This window comes from Xanthobacter sp. 126 (genome assembly GCF_000526175.1).
Lineage (GTDB): Bacteria > Pseudomonadota > Alphaproteobacteria > Rhizobiales > Xanthobacteraceae > Xanthobacter > Xanthobacter aminoxidans.
Genome location: NZ_JAFO01000001.1, coordinates 1,403,650 through 1,423,471, shown reverse-complemented (window position 1 = coordinate 1,423,471; position 19,822 = coordinate 1,403,650). Strand labels below are relative to the sequence as shown.

General features: G+C 70.0%; 17 protein-coding genes and 1 other RNA gene. 7 read left to right on the top strand and 11 right to left on the bottom strand.

Features of this window, described 5'->3' with window-relative positions; genetic code table 11:
* Positions 1-7 precede the first annotated feature (7 nt).
* Positions 8-919, top strand: coding sequence for a 50S ribosomal protein L11 methyltransferase (locus XAN126_RS0106655; RefSeq protein WP_024277815.1), 912 nt, complete (start codon positions 8-10; stop codon positions 917-919).
* Positions 920-939: 20 nt separating this feature from the next.
* Here XAN126_RS0106655 and XAN126_RS0106650 read toward each other — a convergent pair whose 3' ends face one another.
* Together XAN126_RS0106650 and XAN126_RS0106645 are read right to left on the bottom strand one after the other, a co-directional pair.
* Complete coding sequence (locus XAN126_RS0106650) at positions 940-1,146, bottom strand: hypothetical protein (protein ID WP_024277814.1); 207 nt, start codon at positions 1,144-1,146, stop codon at positions 940-942.
* A gap of 257 nt (positions 1,147-1,403) precedes the next feature.
* Positions 1,404-1,913, bottom strand: coding sequence for a thioesterase family protein (locus XAN126_RS0106645; protein ID WP_024277813.1), 510 nt, complete (start codon positions 1,911-1,913; stop codon positions 1,404-1,406).
* A 205-nt stretch (positions 1,914-2,118) separates the two neighbouring features.
* Between XAN126_RS0106645 and XAN126_RS0106640 the strand changes: the two genes are divergently transcribed.
* Together XAN126_RS0106640 and XAN126_RS29255 are read left to right on the top strand one after the other, a co-directional pair.
* Entirely contained in the window at positions 2,119-3,531 is a 1,413-nt protein-coding gene (locus XAN126_RS0106640; protein WP_024277812.1) for an FAD-linked oxidase C-terminal domain-containing protein, read from the top strand.
* Positions 3,532-3,594: 63 nt separating this feature from the next.
* Positions 3,595-7,548: an AsmA-like C-terminal region-containing protein gene (locus XAN126_RS29255; protein WP_024277811.1), complete on the top strand. Its 3,954-nt coding sequence runs from the start codon at positions 3,595-3,597 to the stop codon at positions 7,546-7,548.
* A 9-nt stretch (positions 7,549-7,557) separates the two neighbouring features.
* On the opposite strand, the gene XAN126_RS0106630 is transcribed toward XAN126_RS29255, so the two are convergent.
* The 6 genes from XAN126_RS0106630 to XAN126_RS0106610 all read right to left on the bottom strand — a co-directional run bounded on the left by XAN126_RS0106630 (position 7,558) and on the right by XAN126_RS0106610 (position 11,993).
* Positions 7,558-8,079, bottom strand: coding sequence for a dihydrofolate reductase (locus XAN126_RS0106630; RefSeq protein ID WP_024277810.1), 522 nt, complete (start codon positions 8,077-8,079; stop codon positions 7,558-7,560).
* Entirely contained in the window at positions 8,076-9,341 is a 1,266-nt protein-coding gene (locus XAN126_RS0106625) for an FAD-dependent oxidoreductase (protein ID WP_024277809.1), read from the bottom strand. The genes XAN126_RS0106630 and XAN126_RS0106625 overlap by 4 nt, the downstream gene beginning before the upstream one ends.
* Positions 9,342-9,358: 17 nt before the next feature.
* A complete protein-coding gene (locus XAN126_RS0106620) occupies positions 9,359-9,931 on the bottom strand; it encodes an SspB family protein (RefSeq protein ID WP_024277808.1) in 573 nt (190 codons plus the stop codon).
* Between the two features lie 137 nt (positions 9,932-10,068).
* Positions 10,069-10,433, bottom strand: a transfer-messenger RNA (tmRNA) gene (gene ssrA / locus XAN126_RS27600).
* Between the two features lie 56 nt (positions 10,434-10,489).
* On the bottom strand, positions 10,490-11,101 hold the full coding sequence (locus tag XAN126_RS0106615) for a DNA-3-methyladenine glycosylase I (RefSeq protein WP_024277807.1): 612 nt from the start codon (positions 11,099-11,101) through the stop codon (positions 10,490-10,492).
* Positions 11,102-11,114: 13 nt separating this feature from the next.
* Entirely contained in the window at positions 11,115-11,993 is an 879-nt protein-coding gene (locus XAN126_RS0106610; protein ID WP_024277806.1) for a folate-binding protein YgfZ, read from the bottom strand.
* 77 nt (positions 11,994-12,070) lie between these two features.
* Between XAN126_RS0106610 and XAN126_RS0106605 the strand changes: the two genes are divergently transcribed.
* Positions 12,071-13,411, top strand: coding sequence for a dihydroorotase (locus XAN126_RS0106605; protein WP_024277805.1), 1,341 nt, complete (start codon positions 12,071-12,073; stop codon positions 13,409-13,411).
* Between the two features lie 155 nt (positions 13,412-13,566).
* Here XAN126_RS0106605 and XAN126_RS0106600 read toward each other — a convergent pair whose 3' ends face one another.
* Together XAN126_RS0106600 and xseA are read right to left on the bottom strand one after the other, a co-directional pair.
* Positions 13,567-13,791: a DUF2093 domain-containing protein gene (locus tag XAN126_RS0106600; RefSeq protein ID WP_024277804.1), complete on the bottom strand. Its 225-nt coding sequence runs from the start codon at positions 13,789-13,791 to the stop codon at positions 13,567-13,569.
* Between the two features lie 75 nt (positions 13,792-13,866).
* Positions 13,867-15,318: an exodeoxyribonuclease VII large subunit gene (gene xseA / locus XAN126_RS0106595; RefSeq protein WP_024277803.1), complete on the bottom strand. Its 1,452-nt coding sequence runs from the start codon at positions 15,316-15,318 to the stop codon at positions 13,867-13,869.
* A gap of 152 nt (positions 15,319-15,470) precedes the next feature.
* On the opposite strand from xseA, the gene purD reads away from it, so the two are divergent.
* Positions 15,471-16,736: a phosphoribosylamine--glycine ligase gene (gene purD / locus XAN126_RS0106590; RefSeq protein WP_024277802.1), complete on the top strand. Its 1,266-nt coding sequence runs from the start codon at positions 15,471-15,473 to the stop codon at positions 16,734-16,736.
* Positions 16,736-17,164 (top strand): thioesterase family protein, encoded by a 429-nt coding sequence (locus XAN126_RS0106585; RefSeq protein ID WP_029876816.1) that lies wholly within the window; start codon positions 16,736-16,738, stop codon positions 17,162-17,164. The genes purD and XAN126_RS0106585 overlap by 1 nt, the downstream gene beginning before the upstream one ends.
* Before the next feature lie 256 nt (positions 17,165-17,420).
* Here XAN126_RS0106585 and XAN126_RS0106575 read toward each other — a convergent pair whose 3' ends face one another.
* A complete protein-coding gene (locus tag XAN126_RS0106575) occupies positions 17,421-18,518 on the bottom strand; it encodes an Ldh family oxidoreductase (RefSeq protein WP_024277801.1) in 1,098 nt (365 codons plus the stop codon).
* Positions 18,519-18,820: 302 nt separating this feature from the next.
* Here XAN126_RS0106575 and XAN126_RS0106570 point away from each other — a divergent pair, with 302 nt between their 5' ends.
* Entirely contained in the window at positions 18,821-19,792 is a 972-nt protein-coding gene (locus XAN126_RS0106570) for a GntR family transcriptional regulator (RefSeq protein ID WP_024277800.1), read from the top strand.
* Positions 19,793-19,822 lie beyond the last annotated feature (30 nt).

Here is a 19,822-nt window from a genome sequence, read left to right as displayed (position 1 = left end):
TTTCCCCATGCTCGAAGGCCTCCCCCCCAACGACGCCACCCATGTGATGCGGGTCGAGGCGCCCCGCCGGCAGGCGCAGCGCATCGCCGACCTGATCTCGGAAACATTCGACCCCGCAGAGGTGGCGGTGGCCAATTTCGAGCGGACGGACGACGACTGGGTGGTGGAGGTCTATGCGGGCTCCGCCTTCGATCCGGAGATGCTGCTCGAACTGGTGGAGATCGCGGCCGGCCCGGAGATGGCCGCCGCCGTCACGTTCGGCGAGATCGAGCAGAAGGACTGGGTGGCCGCGAGCCTGGAAGGCCTCGCCCCCGTGGCTGTCGGCCCGGTGGTGGTGCACGGCTCGCATGATCGCGGCCGGGTGGGGCCGAACCGCATCGGCATCGAGATCGAGGCGGCGCTGGCCTTCGGCACCGGCCACCACGGCACCACGCAGGGCTGCCTGCACGCCATCGTCAACGCCGCACGCAAGGGACGCCCGCAGCGCGTGCTGGACGTGGGCACGGGCACGGGCGTGCTCGCCATTGCCGCCGAGCGGCTGTTTCACACCGAGATCGTGGGAAGCGATATCGACATCATCGCCGTGCGTACGGCGAGAGCGAATGCGGCGGCCAACAAGGCGCCGGGGGTACGCATGGTCCATGCGGCCGGCGCCGGGGCGCGGGCGATCCGCATCCACGGACCCTACGATTTGATTCTGGCCAACATCCTGCTGCCGCCGCTGAAGCGGCTGGCGCGCCCGCTCGCCTCCCTGCTGGCGCCGGGAGGACGCATCGTGCTGTCGGGATTGCTCACCGCGCAGGTTCCCGCCGCTCTGGCGGCCTATCGCGCGCAGGGGCTGCACCTCGTCAACCAGCGGCATATCGAGGGCTGGGCCACCCTGACCCTCGCCGCGCGGTCGGATCGGCCGCGCGGATGAGGGGTCTTACATAGAGAGTGTCAGTTCAGCGGGTCACGGCCGTTGAGCTGCACGTAGCGGGACAGCTCGCGCTCGGCCTGCTCCATGCGGGCGGCGATGATGGCGCCCATCAGGCGGGCGAAGAAGCCCTTGCCAGCGGTCTTGCCGGCCGCAGCCTTGCCAGCCTTGGGGGCGGCAGCGCGGGTATCGCGGGAGAGGGTGTCGGGAGAAAAGGTAACGGCGCTCATGGAGGCCTCCTGCACTGGCCCTACGGGGCTTTATCGCAGTGCAATATATGCCGCTGTGCAGCGCACCAGAACTACGGCGTTGGCATGCCAGACCTGCGCGGAGCGCACGGTAAAGGCATGGTTGCCGATTAGGCAGTTCACCGACCATGACCCCAAAGAGAATGGCGGCCGGGCGCGATCGCCTCAGCCGCCATCGGCGCACAGCGCCGCGAGAACCGCGATGGACACAAGGACCATGCGGCCTCGAAAGTCGCGCCTCAGGAGCGCGACGGCATGGACACCTTGCGGCCCACGCCGTTCAGCGGCGGCAGGCCGGCATGGGCGGCGCGCATGGTCGCGATCCGCTCGAGCACGTCATCCGGGAACGGCACCACGCGCCGCGAGCCGAGATCCACATGGAGCGTGATCTGCTCCGACGTGGCGGACACCCAGCCATCGGTGGCATGATGCAGCGACTGGAAGAGGTGCAGCCTCTTCTCGTCATAGTCGAGCAGCCGCATGGTCACGCGCACCGGCGATTCGGGGGCCAGTTCACGTTCGTAGCGGATGTGGGATTCGCCGGTGAAGAAAGAGGCGCGACGCGCCCGGGCGTAGGACGGTCCCAGACCGAGCAGGCCGAGCGCCTCGTCGAGCGCCCGGTCGAAGATGAGCGTGTAATAGGCCACGTTGAGGTGGCCATTATAATCGATCCAGTTGGTCTCCACCTTCATGGAGGAGGACACGAACGGGGCAAAGAACACGGGTTCAAAGTCGATTCGGTCGAGCATGGCCGCCTCGCTTCGCTGGTTGCAGATTTTGCCGCTTGTGGAAGCACTGTGCCGTGCTAGGAGGCATCCGTCACCCTGAAATCGCGTCCCGCACAGAATCATAAAAGTCACTGTCAAGTCGAAACTGTTCCTAAAACGGTTCAATCCACTTTCGCGTCATCCGGGAGCCGCTCGCCTGACGCAGACAAAGGTTAAGGATTTGTAAATGGTTGCCGCAGCCGCGAAATCCGACAGTGCAATGCCCGATCGCATCGCCCAGGCGGTGCAGCGCCTGCAGGCCGCACTGGATCACAAGGTCGTTACGAATCGCTCGGTGCGGGAACAGCACGCGAACGTGACGACCTACCTGCCCAACGAGCCCGCGGACGCCGTTGTTTTTGCTGAATGCACGGAAGACGTGCAGGCCGTGGTCCGCGTGTGCGACGAGCTGTCGGTCCCGGTGATCGCGTGGGGCGCGGGCACCTCGCTGGAGGGCCATGTGAACGCCCCCTTCGGCGGCATCTGCATCGACCTCTCGCGCATGAACCGCATCCTGGCCGTCAACACCGCCGACCTCGACTGCGTGATCGAACCCGGCGTCACCCGCAAGCGGCTCAACGAGGAGCTGCGCGACCAGGGCCTGTTCTTCCCGCTCGATCCCGGCGCCGACGCCTCGCTGGGCGGCATGGTCTCCACCCGCTGCTCGGGCACCAATGCGGTGCGTTACGGCACCATGAAGGACAACGTGCTGTCCCTGAAGGTGGTGACGCCCACCGGCGAGATCCTCACCACCGCCACCCGCGCGCGCAAATCTTCCGCCGGCTACGACCTCACCCGCCTTTATGTGGGCGCCGAGGGCACGCTCGGCATCGTCACCGAGATCACCCTGAAGCTCTACGGCATCCCGGAGGCAGTCTCCGCCGCCGTCTGTCCCTTCCCCAGCATCGAGGCCGCCTGCAACACGGTGATCGCCACCATCCAGAGCGGCATCCCGGTGGCGCGCATCGAGCTTCTGGACGAGGAGCAGGTGAAGGCCTCCAACGCCTACGCCAAGCTCACGCTGGCCGAGACCCCCACCCTCTTCCTCGAATTTCACGGTACCGAGGCGAGCGTCCACGAGCAGGCGGATCGCTTCGGCGAGCTGGCGGCGGAATATGGCGGCGGCCCCTCGGTGTTCGCGGTGAAGCCGGAGGAGCGCACCAGGCTCTGGCAGGCGCGGCACGACGCCTATTGGTCCGTCCTGCCCATGCGGCCGGGCGCCAAAGCGGTGGCCACCGACGTGTGCGTGCCCATCTCCAGCCTCGCCGAGTGCGTGATGGAGACCAAGCGCGACATCGTGGAGATGGGCCTCATCGCCCCCATCGTCGGCCACGTGGGCGACGGCAATTTCCACACCACGCTGATGGTGAACGTGGACGACCCGGAAGACCTCGCCAAGGCCAAGCACTACATGAAGCGTCTGGTGGAGCGCGCCCTCGCCATGGGCGGTACCTCCACCGGCGAGCACGGCGTCGGCCAGGGCAAGATGAAATACATGGAGGGCGAGCACGGCGCCGCGGCGCTGGAGGCCATGCGGTCGATCAAGCGGGCGCTCGACCCCAAAAACATCATGAATCCGGGAAAAATCGTCGCGATCTGATCGCATTCCCTGCGCATAGGGTTAAGCGGCCCTTTATGATCGGGGCCTCATCGGGAGACGCGTGTGCAGGGCATTCTCATCAGCCTCGCCTCGGCCATAGTCCTCGCCATCAGCGCGGCCTTCGCCGCGCCGTTCGTGGTGGACTGGAACCAGTGGCGCGGCACGTTCGAGACCGAGATGGGCCGCACGCTGGGCCTGCCCGTGGTCATCCGCGGCTCCATCGACGCCGAGATCCTGCCCGCCCCCCGCATCGTGCTGCGCGACGTGACCCTCGGCGACGTGGTGTCCACCGGCGGCACGGTGAAGGAACTGACCGCCGAGCTTTCCCTCGGTGCCCTGATGCGCGGCGACATCCAGGCCACCGGCGTCACCCTGCGCAAGCCGCAGATCCGCGTGGTGCTGGACAGCGCCGGCCGCGTCGCCATGCCCACGGGCAGCGGACGGGCGGCGGAACTCTCCATCGCCCGGCTGGAGGTGGAGGACGGCAGCCTCGATCTGCTCGACCGCGCCTCGGACCATCGCGTCAGCATCGACGATGTGGACCTCAAGGGTGAGGCGCGCTCCCTCTCCGGCCCGTTCCGGCTGGATGGAGAGGTGCAGGCCGGCGCGGCGCGGTTCGCCGTGCGCTCCACCCTCGGCAAGATCGGCGATGACGGCGCCGGCAAGCTGCGCATCGTGCTGGACGGGCGCACGCGCCCGTTTGCCCTCGATCTCGACGGCAGCCTCAACGTGGCCGGCGCCAAGCCGCGTTTCGACGGCCGCGCCACTCTTTCCCGCCATGCCGGTGACGGGGCGGAGGCGTGGCAGCTCTCCGGCACGCTGAAGGCGAGCCCGGAAGCGGTGCTGGCGGAAAGCCTCGACCTCGCGCTGGGTGGCTCGGCCACCCCGGCGCAGCTCACCGGCTCCGCGCGCCTCGCCCTCGGCCGCGCCATCGGCCTCGATGCGGTGCTGAATGCCCGCAGCCTCGACATCGACGCCGTGCGCGCCGCCACCGGCACCAAGGACGCCGACGCCGGCAGCGGCAGCCCAGCCGCCTCGCTTGCCCGCTTCCTCGGCGGCGTCGCGGCCCTGCCCGCGCCGGACATCGCCTCGCGCATCGGTCTTTCCGTGGAGCAGCTGGTGCTCGGCGGCACCATGGTGCGCGATGTGCGGGCCGACATCTCCGGCTCCGCCGCCGGCTGGCGGGTGGACAGCGCCGAGGCGCAGCTCCCCGGCAAGGCCTCGCTCCGCCTCTCCGGCATGCCGACCCGCGCCAATGGCGGCGGTGGCTTCGACGGCAACGTCTCCTTCGCCGCCGATGACCCAGCCGTTTTCCTGCGCTGGGCCGCGCCCACCGCGCCGCGCGACTATGTGGCGGCAGCGAAGGGGCCGGTACGCATCTCCGGCCGCGTCACCGCCGGTCCGTCGCGCATCGCGGTGGACATGCTGGACGCCACCTTCGCCGCCAGCCGGGTGCGCGGCTCGGCCTCGGCCGCGCTGCCGGACAACGCGCCGCCCAAGCTCGACCTGCGCCTGTCGCTGGACGGCTTCGACCTCGACCCGCTGATCGCCGCCGTGCAGACCGCCTCCGCCGCCGTGGGTGGGGGCGCGGACGGGCAGGTGGCCATCGACGGGCGCAACCTCACCCTGTCCGGCCTGCCGCTGCGCGGCCTGAACCTCGAAGGCTCCGCCACCGGCGGCAACTGGCGCCTCGCCCGCATGGTGATGGACGATTTCGCCGGTCTGCGCGTCGAGGGCGCCGGGCGCATGGAGAATTTCTCCACCACCCCGCGCGGCGAATTCAACATCACCGCCTCCGGCGCCAGGGCCGACGGGCTCGTTCCCGTGGCGCGGCTTCTGGCTGGTGAGGAAACGGCGCAGGTCATCGGCAACCTCCTGCCCATCGCCTCCCCGGTGAAACTCAACAGCACCGTCGTCTGGGCCGAGGCCGGCGGGCGCAATGTCACCATCGCCGGCACCCTCGGGCAGATCTCCGGCGACGTCGCCTTCGCCCGCACCACCGCCGGCGTGCCGCTGCGCATCGCCCTGAAGGCAGACGCGACGGATGGAGGCCGCGCGCTCGCCGCCCTCGGCGTAGACGGGCTCGGACAAAGGCTCGGGCCGGCCCGTGTGGAACTCTCCGTCGATCCGCTGACGCAGGACGAGGCGCAGGTGCGCGGCCGCATCACGGTCGCCGACCTCACGGCGCAGGCGCAGGGCACGGCCCGCCTGTCCGGCGGCAGCATCGAGCCGAACCTCGCCATGCGCCTCGATGGCGCCGACCTCGGCCGGCTGCTGCCGCAGGCCTCCGCCGCCGTGGAAGGCCCGGTGCCCACCGCCCTCGCCTTCACCCTTTCCCGCCGGGCCGGCGCGTGGCGTCTGGGCGAGCTGACCGGCTCGCTGGCGGCGGCGCCCGTCTCCGGCAGCGTGGAGTTCGAGCCCGGCGCGGTGCCGCGCCTCTCCGGCAAGCTGGCCTTCGATACCCTGTCTGTTCCGCGCATCCTTGGCATGTTCGCCGCCCGTGCCGCGGCGGAGAGCGGACCGGCCGGTCTGTGGAACACCGCCCGGCTCGCCCCCGCCTCGGCGGGCGGTATCGGCCTCAATCTGGAGCTGTCCGCCGGACGTATCGCCGCGCTCGGCCCCTATGCGCTGGACAAGGGCCGCGTCGTGCTCGTCAGCGACGGTACGGATTTCGACCTGCGCGACCTCTCCGGCAGCCTCGGCGGCGGGCGGGTCGTCGCCTCGCTCCGGCTGAAGCGGCAGAACGACCTCCTCCAGACCGACGGCCGCCTCGTGCTGGAGCAGGTGGACGCAAGCGCCCTCATCGCCCCGACCGGCGCCCGCACCCCGCCCAAGGGACGGGTGAACCTGCTGCTCGATCTCGGCGGCTCGGGCCGCAGCGTGCAGACCATCGTGCAGAGCCTTTCCGGGCAGGGCACCCTCGGCGTGCGCGACCTCGTGATCGAGAATGCCAGCCCCGCCGCCCTCGACGCGGTTCTGGCCGAGGCCGCCCCCCTCTCGCCGCCGCCTGATGAGCGCCGCACCGCGCAGATGCTGGATCGCGCGCTGGCCAAGGGGCCGCTCAAGCTCGCCTTCGTGGAATCGACGCTGGGCGTGGTGAACGGCGTCGCCCGCCTTTCCCCCGCCCGCACCACGGCGGACAATGTGCGCGTCGGCCTCTCCGGCAGCCTCGACCTGTCGCGGCTGGTCCTCGATGCGGGCATGGACCTTGAAGGCGCCGAGAGTGCCGGCGGCGTGCCCGGCGGCGCCATCTCCTGGCGCGGGCCGGTGGCTTCGCCCGAGCGGCGGGTGAGCGCGGCGGCCGCGACCAGCGTCATCGCCATGCGGGCCATCGAGCGCGAGACCCGCCGTCTGGAGGACCGCCAGCGCGGCGGCACGCCGGCCCCCGAGCCGGCCACCGCTCCAGCGACCCCCGCGCCCGTCGCGCCTGTGTCCGTGACCCCGGCGCCGGTTTTTCCTGCTCCGGTCGTTCCCGCCCCTGCCCCAGCTGTGGTCACCCCGGTGACGCCTGCGGCGAAACCTGCCGTCATCCCTCCGGCGGCAGCGACGCCTGCTGTCCCGGCAGCCCCTGCTCCGGCGCCCGCGCCAGCCCCTGTGGCCATAGCTCCGCCCGCGCCCCAGCCGGCTCCTGTGCCGGTGCCCCGTGCGGTGGATCGCAATCAGGAGATCGAGCGACGGGATGTGCCCGCGTCCGGCTTCGGCGTGCCCACCGCCTCCGGCACCGCCGGCACCGCGACGCCGGGCGAGGTCCAGTCCCGCCAGACCCATCAGGCCGCGCCGGCCCGCGCCGAACCCGAGCGCCAGCTGGAAAGCCACGCCACGCCCGAGCCCACGGGCGAGCCTCGCCATCAGCCTGTGGTGCGCCAGACGCAGCCCCCCGCGCCGCGCCGCACCGACCGGGTCGAGCCGCCGCCCCCGCCGCGCTTCAGCGTGCCGGCGCCCACGGACGGCCAGTTGCCCCCCACCTCCGGGTTCGGCGACCTGCCGCGCCCGCCCGGTCTGGTGGGCGCGCGCTGAGCGGGCCGATCAGACCCGTTCGAGCGTCACATAGGTAAAGGCGGCTTCGTCCTTCTCGCCGCGGATCGGCCCCTCGCGGCCGGTCTCCCGCCATTGGCTGCGCTCAAAGGCGGGGAAGAGCACGTCGCCCTCGGGGGCAGCATCCACCTCGGTGAGGTGCAGCCAGCGGGCGATGGGCAACGTCTCGCGAAAAAGCCGTTCGCCGCCAATGACCATGATGGCGTCGGCGCCCATGGCGTCCGCCGCATCGTCCGCCAGCGTGAGCCCTTCCGCCAGCGAGGCCCCTTTCAGCACGCCCTCGGGCGGCGCAAAGGCCGGATCGGTGCTCACCACCACGGATGTCCGCCCCGGCAGCGGCTTGCCGATGGATGAGAAGGTGCGCCGTCCCATCAGCAGCGGCTTGCCCCAGGTGATGGCGCGAAAGCGCTTCAGGTCCGACGGCAGGCGCCACGGCAGGCCGCCGCCGACGCCGATGACGCCGTTCCGGGACACCGCGACCACCAGCGCGAGGGGATGGCGGGTCGCGCTCATGCGGCATGCTCCAATTGTGCGAGGGCGGTCTCGGCGGCGGCGATCCCGGAAATGTGCGCGCCGTGGCAGGTGGAGAAGGCCGGGCCGCCCAAAGCCTCCCCGGCGAAAACGACGCGCGGATCGAACGCCTCGTGAAGCTTCGCGCGCAGATGGGCCTTGCCCGGCAGCGCGCAGGAATAGGCGCCGCCGATGAAGGGCATTCCGGCCCAGTCGGTTGTCAGGCGACGCACCACATGGCGCCGCACATCCTCCCCGAAGGCGGACGCCAGCACGCCGACGGCGAAATCGGCCAGCGCATCCGGCCCCTCGCCCGCCATCGCCTGCGCTTCCGGCCCGGCCACATGGACGAGGGCCGCCGGCGCGCCACCCGGCCGCAGCATGACCGAGGCGCCGGCTCGCCCGGGATGGGCCGGGTCCACCGCATCGAGGCCGGTGCGCACGGGCACGCCGAACACGTCCTGGTCGAACAGCAGCGCCACTTTCTCCGCGAAGCCGAGCGGCAAAGCGGCGAACGCCTCCGCGACGTCAGGCGGCAAGGCGGGATCGAAGGCGAGCCGGCCGGCGGCGATCACCGCCGTGGACACCGTGACCACCACCGCGCGGCAGGCGATGGCGCCCCGCTCCGTCTCGATGGAGAGACGCCGACCCCTGCGATCGATGCGCCGCACCGGACAGCCGAGCGTCACCTTCAGATCGCCCGCCACCGCCAGCACCAGCGCGCCATAGCCGTCGAGCACCGGCCAGTTGTCGTCCGTATCGCGATAGAGCGCGAAATCCACGGCGGAGATGTCCGCCGGCCCGGCGGCCGACATCAGCTCCAGCCAGTGCCGGGCGAGGACGCCATAGCGCCCGGCACCCCGCTCCGCGATCACCGCGGCGGCGGAGACGTCGCGGCCGGCCCGGCCGGCGGCGTGAATGGCGTCGAAGACGGCATCCACCTCCGCATCGGCGGCGTCCTTTTCCGCGTCAGTGGAGAAGCGCTCGCCGAGGAGGAGGCGCCTGCGCGGCACGGCGCTGCGGCCGACACGGAAGCCGTGGGCATCGGCGAGGGCGGTGAAGGGATTGTCCCGCGCGTCGTGCAGCCAGTGGCAGCCGAGGTCGAAGGGCACGCCGAGGGTGGTGGTGTCGGTTGCCGCCCGACCGCCGGCGACGGGGGCGGCCTCAATGATCTCGAAGGGAACACCCGCCGCCCTCAGCCGCGCTCCGGCGGCAAGGCCGGCGGCGCCAGCCCCGATCACGACCACATCGGTCTCGGCGGTCACCGGCGGCGTCCGGCCGGCTACTTCTTGTTGCGGAAGACGTCGAGCTGCACCACCTGCGCACCGCCGGCGGGCTTTTCCGCCCCCTCGGCGGTGGACGCCGCACTGGCCAGCGCCGGTTCGGAGGCGGCGCCGGGCGCGGGCTTGAGCGGGGTCGGCGCATTGGAGGCCGCGCCATTGGCCGAGACGGGCGTCTCCAGCGGGGCGTCGTCCGTCTCTTCCCCGTCCGCATCGGCGGTGAGGGTCTCGAACTGGAGGCCGAACTTCACGGCCGGGTCGAAGAAGCCCTTGAGAGCGGTGAAGGGCACCAGCAGGCGCTCGGGAATGCCGCCGAAGGAGAGGCCGACCTCGAACGAGGTCTCGGTGACGATCAGGTCCCAGAACTGGTGCTGGAGCACGATGGTCATCTCCTCCGGATATTTCTCCAGCATGCGCTGGGAAAGCCGGACGCCGGGGGCGCGGGTGTCGAAGGAGATGAAGAAATGGTGGTCGCCCGGCAGGCCGGTCTTGGCCACGTCCGTGAGCACACGGCGCACCACGGAGCGCAGGGCCTCCTGTGCGAGAAGATCGTAGCGGATGTGATCGACCGTCATGAGCCCGCTTAAGTCCCTCCGGCCTGATGACGAGCCAGGCTCCGGAGACCTTCCGGGCGGCACCGTGAACAGGTGGCGCCGCGGCCGAAAGGACGAACGAAGGAGCGCGCTTCCCCCCTTCGGCCGGTCGGGAGGGAAGTGGAGGCTTCTGTTGCCAGGTGCCTCCGAACCCCGCCTATCCAGTGCTACCCGGTAGGACTTTGATTTCGATCGTCAAACCGCTCACGCGGCCAGAGCAACCGGAGCATAGTTGTCGTTGGCAACTATAAGTTTAGCCCGATAACGGCGGTACAATGCCGAGCGAAAGAATGCTCTTTACACCCTCGTCGATCCTATTTCGCCCCCGCCGGAACCCGCCTTTCCCAAGGGAAAAACGGGCTTTGGTGGAGGCGCCGGGTACCGCCCCCGGGTCCGAAAGGCTTATTCCAACACCGATTTATCGCCATAGCCGACTTGCGCCGGCCCGGTGAATATAGGCGCCGCCGTCCGCCGATGAAAGGGGCGCAGGGCGAAATGTGCCACCCTGTCCCCGGTTCCGCGCGGCCCGCCCGTCAAGCGTCACGCTTTGGTGCAGTGGCAGCCTTCCAGATGGTCGTCCACGAGGCCGCACGCCTGCATGGCGGCATAGACGATGGTGGGACCGACGAACTTGAAGCCCGCCGCCTTGAGCCGCTTGGACAGGGCCTTCGATTCGGCCGTCTCGGCGGGCACGTCGGCGATGCGACGGGGGCGGTTCACCTTCGTCTCGCCGTCCACCGCATCCCACATGAAATCGCTGAACGCGATCCCCTTGTCGCGCAGATCGAGATAGCCGCGGGCGGAGAGCACCGCGCCCTCCACCTTCGCCCGGTTGCGCACGATGCCGGCATCCTGCATCAGCGCCTCCACCTTGGCCGCGTCGTAGCGGGCGATGATCTCCGGCTCGAAGCAGTCGAAGGCGCGGCGGAAATTCTCCCGCTTGCGCAGGATGGTGATCCACGACAGGCCGGCCTGGAATCCATCCAGCAGCAGCTTCTCGAACAGGGTGCGGCTGTCGCGCTCGGGCACGCCCCATTCATCGTCGTGATAGGCCATGTAGAAGGGATCGGTGCCGCACCAGAAGCAGCGGGCATGGCCGTCCGCATGCGCGATCAAGGGCTGGCGCACGGGTTTCGGCGCGGCATCGTCCATTCTCTTGGGCTCCTCAGGTGGCTTTGAATTTGGCGTCCAGCGCGCTGACCTTCTTTTCCCAGTCCAGCGGGAAGGTCGCCCATTCGGGCTTGCGCAGTTCCACCTCCACCGCCCCGGCCGTCAGCGGCACGCCCTCGGCGCGGGCATCGGTGGCGCGGTCGAGGCGGACGGTGGCGATGCCCCGCCCGTCGGTGACGGAGGTGAGCTGGCCGACGCTCTTGTCGCCCGCCACGATCTCCTGCCCGACCGCGAGCGGGGTGGGAAAGATCACCTCCACCAGCCGATTGCGCGGGGTGGAGCGGTGCTCCATCCGGCTCACCACCTCCTGCCCGACATAGCAGCCCTTCTTGAAGTCCACGCCGCCGAGCTGGTCCATGTCGGCCTCGTGGGGGAAGGTGTCGCCATAGGTGAAATCGGCGCCGCCTTTTGGGATGCCGAGGGCGATGCGGTGCGCCTCATACGCGGCAAGATCGCTCGAAAGCCCGTCCGCGACGGCCTTCTCCAGCACCAGCCGCTGGCCGAGGCCGGGATAGCGCGGATCGGTGAAGAGCCGGCCTTCCGGCAGGGCGCCGTGATCGCCGAAGACAGCCACAACCGCGAGGTCGGCCGCCACCTCGAACGTCACCTTGGCCCGAAGGCGATGGAAGATCAGCCGCTTGAGGAGATCCTCCGCCCGCTCCGCGGGGACGTCGAACAGGAAGTTCTCCTCGGCGAGGCCGTAGAACAGGAAATCGGAGATGATCTTGCCCTGCGGGGTGAGCAGGCCGCCATAGCGGGCGTCTCCCGGCGCCATGGTCTTCACGTTGCAGGTGATGACGGAATGCAGGAGCTTCACCGCATCGGGGCCATCGGCACGAATGAGGGTACGATCGGTCAAATGAATGAGCGGCATGGGGGCCGTCCTTGTCAGCAAAATAAAAAACAGATTTAAGGCCGCCAGCCTGTCCCCATCAAGAGCGAGCCCGTCCCATGCCCGTGACTTTCGATCTGCTGCTCAAGGGCGGCGCGGTCGCGACCCCAGCCGGCATTGCCGTTCAAGACATCGGCGTCACGGGCGGGCGTATCCGCGCCATCGGCAATCTCTCCGCCGCGAGCGCGGGCGAGGTGGTGGACTCCACCGGCCTGACCATCCTCCCCGGCGTCATCGACACGCAGGTACATTTCCGCGAGCCGGGGCTGGAGCAGAAGGAAGACCTGGAGACCGGCTCCCGCGCCGCCGTCATGGGCGGCGTGACCGGCGTGTTCGAGATGCCGAACACCATTCCCCAGACCACCAACCCCTCCGCGCTGGAAGACAAGATCGCGCGGGCGACGGCCCGCATGCATTGCGACTTTGCCTTCTATGTGGGCGGCACCCACGACAATGTGAAGGACCTGCCGGAGCTGGAGCGCCTACCCGGCGCGGCCGGCATCAAGGTGTTCATCGGCTCGTCCACCGGCTCGCTGCTGGTGCCGGACGACGACGGGGTGCGCAACATCCTGAAGGTCATCCGCCGCCGCGCCGCCTTCCATTGCGAAGATGAGCCGCGCCTGCAGGAGCGCAAGGGCCTGCGCGTGCCGGGCGATGCCTCCTCCCACCCGGTGTGGCGCGACGAGATCGCGGCGCTCACCGCCACCCGGCGGCTGGTGAACCTCGCCCGCGAGACGGGCGCGCGGGTGCATGTGCTGCACGTGACCTCGGCCGAGGAGATGGATTTCCTCGCCGACGCGCGCGACGTCGCCTCGGTGGAGGTGACACCCCATCACCTCACCATGGCCGCCCCGGAATGCTACGAGCGCCTCGGGACGCTGGCCCAGATGAACCCGCCGGTGCGCGGGGCGCGCCATCGCGACGGGCTGTGGGCGGCCATCGCCAACGGGGTGGTGGACGTGCTCGGCTCCGACCACGCGCCGCACACGCTGGAAGAAAAGAGCAAGCCCTATCCCGAAAGCCCCTCGGGCATGACCGGCGTGCAGACGCTGGTGCCGCTGATGCTGGATCACGTGGCCGCCGGGCGCCTGACGCTGGAGCGCTTCATCGACCTCACCAGCGCCGGCCCGGCGCGCCTGTTCGGCATCGCCGGCAAGGGGCGCATCGTGGTGGGCTACGACGCCGACTTCACCGTGGTGGACCTGAAGCGCCGCGCCACCATCACCAACAGCTGGATCGCCTCGCGCGCCCAGTGGACGCCCTATGACGGCAAGGACGTCACCGGCTGGCCCGTGGGCACCTTCGTGCGCGGCCGCAAGGTGATGTGGGAAGGCGAGCTGACGGGGCCGTCGAACGGCCAGCCCATCCGCTTCCTGGAAACGCTTCAGCCGCAGGGGTGAGACTTCTCGCAGCGCATACCGTCGCCCTCCGGCTTGACCGGAGGGCCCATGCTTCCGCTTGTGGAAGCTGCCGTAAGCTGGGGCAGATGGCACCATGGGTCCTCCGGTCAAGCCGGAGGACGACAGCGCGTGAGATACGGAAAAGGCAGAAGCCCTCACCCCTGCCGGGGCTGCTCGCGCACGCGGGTGAGCACTGCCTCGGGGCTGGCATAGGCTTCCTGAAGATCGACGCTCCAGTAGCGCAGTTCGTCGAGCGGGATGGTCTGCCCGGTCACGGCGCAGCGCACGAAGCTGCCGGGCCGCAGGATGCGGAATTCACCATCGAGGTAGCGCACTTCCGCCTCGCCATGGGGCTCGGGGAAGCGTTCGAATCTGTTCATCACCTGGGGAGCGTCCCGAAAACTGGTTTGCCGGGAGGATAGCCCTTTGCGCCGCAAAGCGAAAGGGGCGCACGATCAGGGGTCGAAAAGTGTCGGCCCTTCTACCTTCTTCGGCTTGCGGCCGGCGGGGCGCGGCGCCGGCCGAGGGGGCGTATCCAATGTCGGAGTCCCCTCCCCGGCGTGCACGGCGACCCGGCCATCGGCGAATTCCAGGCTCAGGGCCGCGCCGTCCGCGATGTCCGCCGCCCGCCGCACGGCATGGCCGCCGGCATCCCGCACCAGCGCGAACCCCCGACCCAGCACCTCTTTGTAAGAGAGTGCCTTGAGAAGCTGAGAGAGCGAAGCGAGGCGCGCCGTGCGGCGCTCCTTCTGCACCTCCAGCGCCCGGCGCATGCGCCCGTCCAGCACGTCGAGCCGTTCACCCGCCCGCGCCAGCCGTGTGCGCAGCGCCTCCGGCGAGAGGCGCGCCTGCACCGCCGCCAGTTGCAGCCGGTGGGCGGAAGCGTTGGCCCGCAAGGCGCGCGGCAGCCGCTCGGCGGCAAGGTCGAGGCGCTGGCGCGGCTGGGCCAGCAGGGTTTCCGCCGCCGGGAGGAGCCGGGCGAGGCCGCGCAGGTCGGCACGGCGCCGGTCGAGGAGGCGCAAGGGTGCGGCGATGAGGCGGGCGCCGAGATCTTCCACCGTGGCGATCAGGTCGGTGCGCACCGGCACCACCATTTCGGCCGCGGCCGTGGGGGTGGGGGCGCGCACGTCGGCGGCGAAATCAATGAGGGTCACGTCGGTCTCGTGGCCCACGGCCGAGACCAGCGGGATCATGCTTTCCGCCGCCGCCCGCACCACCGCCTCGTCGGAAAAGCCGAGCAGATCCTCCAGAGCACCACCGCCGCGCGCCACCACGATCACGTCCGGCCGGGGAATCGGCCCGCCCTCGGGCAGATCGTTGAAGCCGCGGATGGCGGCGGCCACCTCGGCCGCCGAGGTCTCGCCCTGCACCCGCACCGGCCACACCAGCACCCGACGGGGGAATCTGTCGTTGAGCCGGTGGAGAATGTCGCGGATTACCGCCCCGGTGGGCGAGGTGACGACGCCGATCACCCTGGGCAGGAACGGCAGCTCCTGCTTGCGGGCGGGATCGAACAGGCCTTCGGCGGCGAGGCGGCGCTTGCGCTCGTCCAGCATGGCCATGATGGCGCCGGCGCCCGCGAACTCCAGCGACTCAATGACAATCTGGTACCCGGATTTTCCCGGATAGGTGGTGAGCTTGCCGGTCGCCACCACCTCCAGCCCCTCCTCGGGCTTGAGGCGCAGGCGCTGGAAGGTGCCCTTCCAGATCACCGCATCCAGCCGCGCGCCGGCATCCTTCAGCGAAAAATAGGCGTGACCGGAGGAATGAGGGCCGCGGTAGCCGGAAATTTCGCCCCGCACCCGAACGTGGCCGTAGGCGTCCTCCACCGTCCGGCGCAGGGCGGCGGACAGCTCGGAAACGCTCCATTCGGGCGCATTGGCCCTGACTTCGGCATCATCGGTCATGCGAATCGGAACCCGGACGGGTGGTGTACCAGCATAACGGGAAGGTGCCCCATGCGGCGAGCGCAGAGCCCTGCCCCTTGTTTGCGCGGCCTTGAGCCGATAGGCGAAGAGAACAGAAAACCAAGATCCGTCGGAAACTCGGGGGAGGCCGCATGAACATCCTGCTGCTCGGTTCGGGAGGGCGTGAGCACGCCCTCGCCTGGAAGCTGGCGCAGAGCCCAACCATCGGTCAGTTCTACGCCTTGCCCGGCAATCCGGGCATCGCCGAGTTCGCGGACGTGGTGGAAGGCATCCCGCTGTCCGCCCACGACACCATCGTGAAATGGTGTCAGGAGCACACCATCGACCTGGTGGTGGTCGGCCCCGAGGCGCCGTTGGTGGCCGGCCTTGTGGATCGCCTCGCCGCCGCCGGCATCCTCGCCTTCGGTCCCACCGCGGCGGCCGCCCGGCTGGAGGGCTCCAAGCTCTTCACCAAGGAATTGTGCAAGGCGAACGACATTCCCACCGCCGCCTTCGGCCGCTTCACCTCCACCGCCGAGGCCGCCGCCTACATCCGCGCGCAGAGCGCGCCCATCGTGGTGAAGGCGGACGGGCTGATGGCCGGCAAGGGCGTGGTCGTCGCCCTCACCGTCGAGGAGGCGGTGGACGCGGTGGAGCAGGTGTTCGCCGGTGGCGGCACCGAGGTGCTCATCGAGGAATTCATGGAGGGCGAGGAGGCGAGCCTGTTCGCCCTCGTGGACGGCGAGACCGTCGTCGCCTTCGGCAGCGCCCAGGACCACAAGCGCGCCTATGACGGCGACCTCGGCCCCAACACCGGCGGCATGGGCGCCTATTCCCCCGCTCCGGTGCTGACGGAAGAGCTGGAGCGCCGCGCTCTCGAAGAAATCCTCGTCCCCACCGCCCGCGCCATGGTCAAGGCCGGAACGCCCTATCGCGGCGTGCTCTATGCCGGGCTCATGCTCACCGCCGACGGCCCCAAGCTGGTGGAATACAATTGCCGCTTCGGCGATCCCGAGTGCCAGGTGCTGATGCCGCGCTTCGCCGGGGATCTGGTGGAAGTGCTCCACGCCACCGCCGCCGGCCGCCTCGCCGAGGTGACGCCCCTGTGGTCCCCCGTCGCGGCCATGACGGTGGTCTATGCCTCGCGCGGCTATCCCGGCCCGCACCAGATCGGCTCGCCCATCGGCGGCCTCGGCGAGGCCTCGGCGCTGGAGGGCGTCACCGTGTTTCAGGCCGGCACGCGGATGAAGGGCGGCACGCTCGTCTCCAACGGTGGGCGGGTGCTGAACGTCACCGCCACCGGAGCGACGCTGGCTGAGGCCCGCGAACGCGCCTATGCCGCCGTCGCCCGCATCGACTGGCCGGACGGATTCTTCCGCTCCGACATCGGCTGGCGGGCGCTGGGGAAGGCCGGCTGATGGCCGAAAAGGCCCCCCTCCCCGTCCTCGACGATTTCCCGGTGAAGGCGCGCGACACCATCCGGTATGGCGACACCGACATGCTCGGGCACGTCAACAATGCGGTGTTCTCCACCTTCCTGGAGACGGGGCGAACCCACCTGCTGCTGACGCCGCGCCGTCTGGCCCCCCAGGGCATGGGCTTCGCGCTGGTCCGGCTCGTGCTCGACTACCGGGCGGAGATGCACTGGCCGGGCGAGGCGGATATCGGCACGGGCGTCATCTCCGTCGGCCGCAGTTCCGTGGGCCTCAGGCAGGCCATCTTCCAGGAAGGCCAGTGCATGGCCACGGCCGAGACGGTGATCGTCCTCTTCGATCTCACCGAACGCCGCGCCGCGCCCCTGTCCGACGAGATGCGGGCCGCCCTGGAAGCGCTCCGGATCGCCTGACCGGCGCCACAGTCCCCCCATGTTCCAGGAATCGCGGCGGCCGCGCCGGGTTTCCATGCGCATATAATTCACATTACAATAATGTTTTTGACGTGGATTCACATTAGATATTAAATTCGGCGAAATAGTCGAATGTGAAATCCACGAGGCTCATCATGACAGCGGTTCGCGGACAGGTCCTGCGGGACAGCCTGCTCTTCCTCACCGCCTACGGCATCATCGCCGCGGCGGTCATCTTCGGCTGAAAGGCCTGAGGCTAAACGGCTTTCGGCCGGGCCAGGCCGAATCGCGCGGCGAGGCGGTCGAAGGCCTCGGCAGTGGCGGGGTCGATGGGGATGCCGTCGCGGCGGCGCTCGTCCGCCACCTTCCATTCGCGATCGCCCGGCGCCATCACCATATCCCCCGGCGCGGGACGTGAATTGCGCAGCGTGTGGCGATAGCGCTGCATGGCGGCGCCGAACTCTTCCTCCGGCAGGAAGGCGCCCGGCTTCATCGCCATCACGAAGGCACCGACATTGCGCGGGGTGCCGAAGTCGGGCCCGCCCATGGGCGGGATGTCGAACGAGAGCCGCGCGCCCGCCAGCACGGCGCTGAACACCTCCACCACCCCGGCCAGCGCCGCCCCCTTGAAGCCGAAGGCGGCGCCGAGCGGGGCCAGCATTTCCACATTGTGCGGATCGATGGTGTCGAAGCCGTCGCCATCGGAGGCGACCTCCGGCGGCAGGGATTGGCCGAGGCTGCGGTAGAGCAGCACCCGATTGTAGGGCACGGCGCTGGTGGCCATGTCGAGGAACCACGGCGCCTCCCCCTTCACCGGCACACCCATGGCGATGGGATTGGTGCCGTGGAAGCGCTCCGCCCCACCGTGCAGGCGGACAAAGCTGTCCGAATTGCAGAAGGCGAGGCCGATGAAGCCCTTCTCCGCCGCCGCCAGCGCATAGGCCCCCGCCGCGCCGAAGTGGGACGAGTTGCGGATGGCCACGGCGCCGATGCCGTAGAGGGCGGCATTCTCCACCGCCCTGTCCATGGCCGCGTAGGCGGCACGGGCCCCGTGGCCGTGGTTGGCATCGAGCGTCGCCACCGCCGCGGCACCGGCGCGGAAGTCGAGCGTCGGATGGCCGTTCACCCGGCCGCCCGTGATCACCGCCACATAATGGTCCAGCAGCCGCACGCCGTGGCTGTCCACCCCGAAGCGCGAGCCGTGCAGCATGGCACGGGCCGCCGCCTCGGCGCTGGCCGCATCCGCCCCCGCCGCCGCAAGGGCCGCGCTGCAGAAGGCGAACAGCGCGTCCTCCCGGTGCCGTTCGAGGGCGGAGGAGCGGGCGGAAGCGGGCGCGGCAGTGGGCGCGGACATGGGGCAATCCTTGAGGCGGCGCTGGGGCGGCTCAGCGAACGTCCTTTGTATGCAATGGACGATGATGGTGTAAACTCCCTTTCACACGGCCAACGGTGCGGCATCCGGTCAGCCGGCAAACAGGCAGGCAACCCTTTGGACAACTTGGCATTTGCACCAGCGTGGGGCACCTTGCCGCCGGGCCGCGACGGGTGCGGCTGGAACGATGGACGCGGAGCGTGAGCGGACGGGACGTGACGAGTGAGGCCCCCACGGCGTCTGCGGGCAAGGCGTTGCCCTCAGGCGAGCGGCGACCACGCCCGGTGGCCGGCATCGCTCCGCGTCTGCATGAACGCGCCTTCGACATCCTCGCCTCGCAGATCGCCTCCGGCGCGCTCGCGCCCGGCGAGCGCCTGCTCGAATCCCGCATCGCCGAGCGATTCGGCATCTCCCGCGCACCGGCGCGGCAGGCGCTGGCGCGGCTGGAACGGGTGGGGCTGGTCCGCCGCAGCGAGGGCCACGGCTTCGAGGTCATGCCCCTCGCCGGGCCGGCGCCCGCCGTCCGCTCCGTCGATGTGAGCGGCGCGGCGCCGATCCAGCTGGCCCCCGAATCGACCTGGCAGCGCATCTATGCGGACGTGGAGCAGGAGGTGGTCTCGCGCACCGCGCTCGGGGCCTTCCGCGTGGTGGAGAACCATCTCGCCGCCTATTACGGCGTGAGCCGCACAGTCGCCCGCGAAGTGCTCTCACGCCTCAACCAGCGCGGCGTGGTGCGCAAGGACGCCCGCCTGCACTGGTATGCCCCGGCGCTGACGCCCGCCTATGTGGCCGAGCTGTTCGAGATGCGCGCCATTCTGGAGCCGGCGGCGCTGCGGCTTGCCTTTCCACGCCTCGCCCCCGAACAGGTGGCGACGCTGCTGGCAAACCTGCGCGATGCCGCCGCCCACCCCGACGCGGTGGACGGCGCCCGCCTCGGCGCGCTGGAGACCGAGTTGCACGTCGGTCTGCTCGGCCGCTGCGGCAATGCCACGCTGATGGAGGCGCTGGCCACCTGCCAGACGCTGCTGGTCGCCCTCACCTTCCTCTATGTGCGCGCACCCCAGCCCCATGGCCGCGAGCCCTTCATCGCCGAACATCTCGATGTCGCCGAGCGCCTCGCGGCGGCGGACGTGGAGGGTGCGGCAGACGCCCTGCGCGACCACCTGCGCGGGTCATTCGGCCGCGCGGTGGAGCGGCTCGACCGGGTGCGGCGGGAGTTCACCCCGGGCCCCCTGCCCTACCTCTCGCCGCTCTGAGCCTCTCAAATCGCCGTGACAGGTCTTCCG

Bases quoted from the DNA above. Each gene is read 5' to 3' on its own strand.
- XAN126_RS0106655 (WP_024277815.1), top strand. From the start codon at position 8: ATGCTCGAAGGCCTCCCCCCCAACGACGCCACCCATGTGATGCGGGTC.
- XAN126_RS0106650 (WP_024277814.1), bottom strand. From the start codon at position 1,146: ATGAGCGCCGTTACCTTTTCTCCCGACACCCTCTCCCGCGATACCCGC.
- XAN126_RS0106645 (WP_024277813.1), bottom strand. From the start codon at position 1,913: ATGCTCGACCGAATCGACTTTGAACCCGTGTTCTTTGCCCCGTTCGTG.
- XAN126_RS0106640 (WP_024277812.1), top strand. From the start codon at position 2,119: ATGGTTGCCGCAGCCGCGAAATCCGACAGTGCAATGCCCGATCGCATC.
- XAN126_RS0106630 (WP_024277810.1), bottom strand. From the start codon at position 8,079: ATGAGCGCGACCCGCCATCCCCTCGCGCTGGTGGTCGCGGTGTCCCGG.
- XAN126_RS0106620 (WP_024277808.1), bottom strand. From the start codon at position 9,931: ATGACGGTCGATCACATCCGCTACGATCTTCTCGCACAGGAGGCCCTG.
- XAN126_RS0106615 (WP_024277807.1), bottom strand. From the start codon at position 11,101: ATGGACGATGCCGCGCCGAAACCCGTGCGCCAGCCCTTGATCGCGCAT.
- XAN126_RS0106610 (WP_024277806.1), bottom strand. From the start codon at position 11,993: ATGCCGCTCATTCATTTGACCGATCGTACCCTCATTCGTGCCGATGGC.
- XAN126_RS0106605 (WP_024277805.1), top strand. From the start codon at position 12,071: ATGCCCGTGACTTTCGATCTGCTGCTCAAGGGCGGCGCGGTCGCGACC.
- XAN126_RS0106600 (WP_024277804.1), bottom strand. From the start codon at position 13,791: ATGAACAGATTCGAACGCTTCCCCGAGCCCCATGGCGAGGCGGAAGTG.
- xseA (WP_024277803.1), bottom strand. From the start codon at position 15,318: ATGACCGATGATGCCGAAGTCAGGGCCAATGCGCCCGAATGGAGCGTT.
- purD (WP_024277802.1), top strand. From the start codon at position 15,471: ATGAACATCCTGCTGCTCGGTTCGGGAGGGCGTGAGCACGCCCTCGCC.
- XAN126_RS0106585 (WP_029876816.1), top strand. From the start codon at position 16,736: ATGGCCGAAAAGGCCCCCCTCCCCGTCCTCGACGATTTCCCGGTGAAG.
- XAN126_RS0106575 (WP_024277801.1), bottom strand. From the start codon at position 18,518: ATGTCCGCGCCCACTGCCGCGCCCGCTTCCGCCCGCTCCTCCGCCCTC.